This window comes from Psychrobacillus sp., assembly GCF_056205495.1.
Genome location: NZ_JBAEAP010000063.1, coordinates 1 through 5,188 on the forward strand (window position 1 = coordinate 1; position 5,188 = coordinate 5,188).

At 43.6% G+C, this 5,188-nt stretch carries 5 protein-coding genes; 4 read left to right on the plus strand and 1 reads right to left on the minus strand.

Annotated elements, in window-relative coordinates; all coding sequences use genetic code 11:
• On the plus strand, nucleotides 1–453 hold a 453-nt coding region (locus AC06OU_RS02005; RefSeq protein WP_475853612.1), incomplete at its 5' end, for a hypothetical protein.
• A 32-nt stretch (nucleotides 454–485) separates the two neighbouring features.
• Here AC06OU_RS02005 and AC06OU_RS02010 read toward each other — a convergent pair.
• Nucleotides 486–1,985, minus strand: a complete 1,500-nt coding sequence (locus AC06OU_RS02010; protein WP_475853613.1) for a hypothetical protein — start codon at nucleotides 1,983–1,985, stop codon at nucleotides 486–488.
• A 194-nt stretch (nucleotides 1,986–2,179) separates the two neighbouring features.
• Here AC06OU_RS02010 and secG point away from each other — a divergent pair, with 194 nt between their 5' ends.
• The 3 genes from secG to rnr all read left to right on the plus strand — a co-directional run.
• Nucleotides 2,180–2,407, plus strand: coding sequence for a preprotein translocase subunit SecG (secG, locus tag AC06OU_RS02015; RefSeq protein WP_169359958.1), 228 nt, complete (start codon nucleotides 2,180–2,182; stop codon nucleotides 2,405–2,407).
• A gap of 143 nt (nucleotides 2,408–2,550) precedes the next feature.
• Nucleotides 2,551–3,297: an alpha/beta hydrolase gene (locus AC06OU_RS02020; protein WP_169359957.1), complete on the plus strand. Its 747-nt coding sequence runs from the start codon at nucleotides 2,551–2,553 to the stop codon at nucleotides 3,295–3,297.
• Nucleotides 3,298–3,340: 43 nt separating this feature from the next.
• The coding region (gene rnr, locus AC06OU_RS02025) for a ribonuclease R (RefSeq protein ID WP_475853616.1) at nucleotides 3,341–5,188 on the plus strand (1,848 nt) is incomplete at its 3' end.

Below are 5,188 nucleotides of genomic sequence, written 5' to 3' on the forward strand. Positions count from 1 at the left end.
ATCTTCAGGATGACGAAAAGTTGGACACCTAGCATAACCGAAGTATTCGAAGTCATGAAAAGAGATGGGGAATGGCTCGCATTTTTTAAAAACGAGAATTCTATAATGGTCGCAAAGCTAGAGCAAAATTGGATGGGCACGTGGAAGATGATTGATTTATCAGGAAGAGAGGCGACTTTAGCTAGTATTGCTTATCCTACTGTAGAAACGGATGGCAGAATTCCCTGGCAGTCAAGTAGCTACGAAGGAGTTTACGTTTTATTCATGTTAGTAGAAGATCCTCTCATTGATAAATTAGTGATTACTACTAAGGAGAAGGAATATGATGATTTTTCTTTTATTGAAATCGATGAAAAGCGTTTTGTTTTACTAAATGTTGAAGAGCCATGGCACCCTTTCACCTACCAAGCCTTCTCTAAGGATGGAGAGGTCATAGTAGCCTATCCACAATAAAAGAGAGCAGGATCCCTCCTGCTCTCTTTCTATTAAAATATATACGGCCCGACCAAGAAAAACAGGACGGCTAGATTCATAAAGGTCGCGTATATAACCATATACGTGTAATCATCTTCTTCCGGCTTATAGCGGGCAAGAAGTAATGGAACGGTCGATAGTAAACTTCCAACGATCAATATAACAATGAAATGCCAGCTTTCTGTAATGAAAGGGATGTTCGCAATTGTTGTCTCGACCCTCGTGAAGCGATATAGGAAGAAGATCTGTAACACCAACAAAGATACGACATGAATGATAAATCCAAGCGTATACGTTCTTTCAAATCTAAAACGATTTAAAATCGCTGTGCTTATATACGAGATTGCAAAGGCTAGGATGATCCAGGCGAAGCCGAACAGGACGAGCATTAAGCCGTTAAAGGATTTGCTGAACTGGGTATAGCCTGCCTGCTTGTAGTCCTCTTTTGCGATTTGTTTACTTTCCTCTATTTTACTAGATTCGGAGGAGGCGTAAACTAATTTCCTTTGAGAGCCGTTCATTTCTAGAAAAGCGACCTCGTCTTTATTGAGGATCACTGGACGCTCGTATCTTGTACCTGCCTTCGTTAAGGAGGTGGCAAGCACTTTACTGCCAGCTAGCTCGCCAAGGAATACTTGGTTTTTATTGCCGGCACGGGTCGCGGTAAAGGCTATTAGCGTTTGTCCGTCCTGCTGAAACAGCGTGGCGTGCGTTATGTCATCAAGTGTGCGACCGTCCTGCTCGTGATGGAACAATAGCTTCGACAGCTGGATGGCTTGGTTTGGCGACAGGTCAAAGGCCGCTTGTTGGATGACCTTTGTTTTCGCACCACCGGAAACCATCGTTGTATCCATGAGCAGCAGGAATGCTCCTGGGGACTGCTCGATCATTTGAATAGAGGATACTAGACTCGCTGTGCTCGTTAGCTTGAACAGCTGAACCGGCTCGTTTGCTAGATGATAGACGGCGAAGCGATCCCCTTGGCTTTCCTTTGTAATGACCAATATGTTTTCCCCGATAATTTTTACATCGTAGATGGGCTCGGCCACTTCATAAGCCTTCTCCTGTCCGTTATCCACAACGGTTAGCTGGCGGTCCTTTGTCCAATAGACAAGCACATCCCCAGATTTCACGAAGTTTTGTACGTCCTGAGCGATTTCCGTGTCGTCATGCATTAACGTATAATTTTTAATAAAATAAGATTCCGCCTCGTTGCTCCAGACGTTCGTGCTTGAGCTGGATAATTTGAGGCTGCGAGATTCCTGACATATTAAATCTAAATCACAGGAGAGAATGGCCTGCTCCTTAAAATTTCGAAGCGTGATCACATAACCATTTTCCTCGTTCAAAACTTGAAAGCTGGAATAATTGCTTGCAGGAGTTTCCACGGAAAAGGTTCTGCTCCAATTCTCAGATGGTAGTCTCGTTTCCTCCTTTAATGTAAACCAATACACGATAGCGATTAACGCTAACAGGATGATGCTTGTCATAGCAAATAATTTTTTATTCACGATTAATCTTTCCCATTCTCTATGTATTTGACAATATAAACCATTAAATCTTTCTTATTTCATTTTAACGCTAGATTATGAGAAAATATATGATATTATTTAGATAACTACTTTAAAATTGATAGACTGTTGTCAGTTCTATTTAAATTTGTTAAAATTATATTGTTGTGATGTTCTAATCGGGAGGTGTAACAATGAATACATTATTAATGACATTATTAATCATCGTCTCGCTTGCTTTGATCGTAGTAGTATTATTACAATCAGGGAAAAGTGCTGGGCTATCAGGAGCCATCTCCGGGGGAGCTGAACAACTCTTTGGAAAACAGAAAGCTCGTGGTATGGATTTGATCTTACATAGAGCGACTATCGTGCTTGCTGTATTATTCTTCGTATTAACGATAGCTGTTACGAAATTTTAAAAAACGAATGTATACGCCTAACCATACTTTCAAATGGTTAGGCGTTTTCTTTTATATTTGGGCATACATAAGATAAAATTAATAAGGGAAAGGTATATACTAGTAAAATAGCAGTGTTGATGGAAACAGGAGGTTTTATTGGAATGCGCATCACAACACCAAAGCCGTTCTTCTTTGAGGCTGGAAAGCGAGCGGTATTATTATTACATGGATTTACTGGCAATTCGTCCGACGTGCGGATGCTGGGACGTTTTTTAGAAAAGAATGGCTACACCTCACTTGCGCCGCACTATAAGGGACACGGTGTGCCACCAGAGGAGCTGCTCGAAACAGGTCCGAAAGACTGGTGGAAGGATGTTATGAAGGCATACGACCGCTTAAAGGCAGCTGGCTATGACGAGATTGCGGTAGCCGGATTATCACTTGGAGGCGTATTTTCGTTGAAATTGGGGTATACAGTGCCTGTAAAGGGAATCGTAACGATGTGCTCTCCGATGACAATGAAAACGACGGACGTTATGTTCGAGGGCGTCATAAAATATGCCAAGGAATATAAGAAATATGAAGGTAAAAGCGAGCAGCAAATAGAAGAAGAAGTAGAGAAGATTCGCCAAAACCCGATGCAGACATTGGGCGAGCTGCGTGAATTCGTCTATGAGGTCCGCGATCATGTGGATCATATATATGCTCCGCTTCTCGTTACACAGGGCAAAAAGGACTCGGTGATTGATATAAACTCTGCGAACTATATTTACGAGCAGTCTGAATCACTAGAGAAAAAGCTGAACTGGTATGAGGAATCTGGCCATGTCATTACGCTAGGACCAGAAAAGGAAACGCTACATGAGGATATATTAAACTTTTTAGAATCGCTGGATTGGAATGTGTAAAATAGGCCATTTCCGCACACGCTGAAAAGGGAGGGATGTTTAGATGGAAAATATGAAAGAACAATTATTAGAATTAATGAATTCAGAAGAATATAAACCGATGACCACGAAGGAGCTAGAGGACCATTTTAATATGACCGAGGCCGACGACTTCAAGGAGCTAGTCAAAACGCTAGTGTCCATGGAGGACGCTGGAGCAGTTGTCCGTTCACGATCTAATCGTTATGGTGTCCCATCTCGCATGAATTTAATCGTCGGGAGCTTCATCGGTCATGCAAAAGGCTTCGGCTTTGTAACACCGGAAGAAAGTGGAATGGATGATATTTTTATTCCCCCTACGGAAATTAACGGAGCAGTAAACGGTGACAAGGTGCTCGTGCGCGTATCGAAGGAATCCTCTGGAGACCGTAGAGAAGGTACGATCATCAAAATCACACAGCGCGGAATGACACAGGTTGTCGGAACGTTCCAGGACAATAAAGGCTTCGGCTTCGTTATACCGGATGATAAGAAAGTGCCAATGGACGTATTTGTCGCAAAAGGCGACACATTAGGTGCGGTAGATGGTCACAAGGTAGTCGTAGGGATCACGGACTGGCCGAATGAAAGAAAGTCTGCAACAGGAATCGTAACGAAAATTCTTGGTCACAAAAATGATCCAGGTGTCGATATTCTATCGATCATCTACAAGCATGGCATCACGATCGACTTCCCGAAAGAGGTAATCGATCAAGCAGAGGCTGTGCCTGACCAAATCGCAGAGAGTGATTTAGAGGGACGCAGAGATCTTCGCGATGAAGTCATCGTGACGATTGACGGGGCTGACGCGAAGGACCTGGATGATGCAGTTACCGTAACGAAGCTGCCTGACGGTACATATAAGCTTGGCGTACATATCGCAGACGTAAGCCACTATGTAACTGAAGGGTCTGCGCTTGACCGCGAGGCATATGACCGCGGAACGAGTGTGTATTTAACAGACCGTGTTATTCCTATGATTCCACATCGTCTATCAAATGGTATTTGTTCACTCAATCCACAGGTCGATCGTTTAACACTATCATGTGAAATGATCATCAACGGCTCTGGTATGGTAACATCCCATGAGATATTCCAAAGTGTGATCCGCACAACGGAACGTATGACTTACTCAGACGTTTATAAAATTTTAGAAGAAAAAGATGAGGACTTAATCGAGCGCTATAAGGACCTTGTGCCAATGTTCGAGAACATGGCAGAGCTTGCGGCTGTGCTTAGAAAGAAACGCGAGGAACGCGGAGCGATCGATTTCGACTTCCCAGAGGCTAAAATTCTAGTAGATGACGATGGCTGGCCAACAGAGGTCGCTATTCGCGAGCGTACGGTGGCAGAGAAGCTGATCGAGGAATTCATGCTAGCTGCCAATGAAACCGTAGCAGAGCACTTTAAATGGATGGATGTGCCATTCATTTACCGTATCCATGAAGACCCTAAGCCAGAAAAGCTACAACGCTTCTTCGGCTTCCTGACGAACTTCGGCTTAGTAGTCAAAGGAACAGGTAATGACATTCACCCGAAAGCACTTCAAGAGATCATTGAAAGCATCGAGGGAATGCCAGAGGAGCCAGTTATCTCGACAATGCTGCTTCGCTCTCTACAACAGGCAAAATATTACGGAGAATGTCTAGGTCACTTTGGTTTATCGACCGAGTTCTATACACATTTCACCTCTCCGATCCGTCGTTACCCTGACTTGGTCGTACACCGTCTGATCCGTACGTATTTAGTGAACGGGGATGTATCATCCGCAACAGTTAACCATTGGGGTGCAATCATCGACGACATCGCAGAGCATACGTCTAAACGCGAGCGCCGTGCAGTAGATGCAGAGCGTGACACGGATGCACTGAAG

Bases quoted from the DNA above. Each gene is read 5' to 3' on its own strand.
- secG (WP_169359958.1), top strand. From the start codon at position 2,180: ATGAATACATTATTAATGACATTATTAATCATCGTCTCGCTTGCTTTG.
- AC06OU_RS02020 (WP_169359957.1), top strand. From the start codon at position 2,551: ATGCGCATCACAACACCAAAGCCGTTCTTCTTTGAGGCTGGAAAGCGA.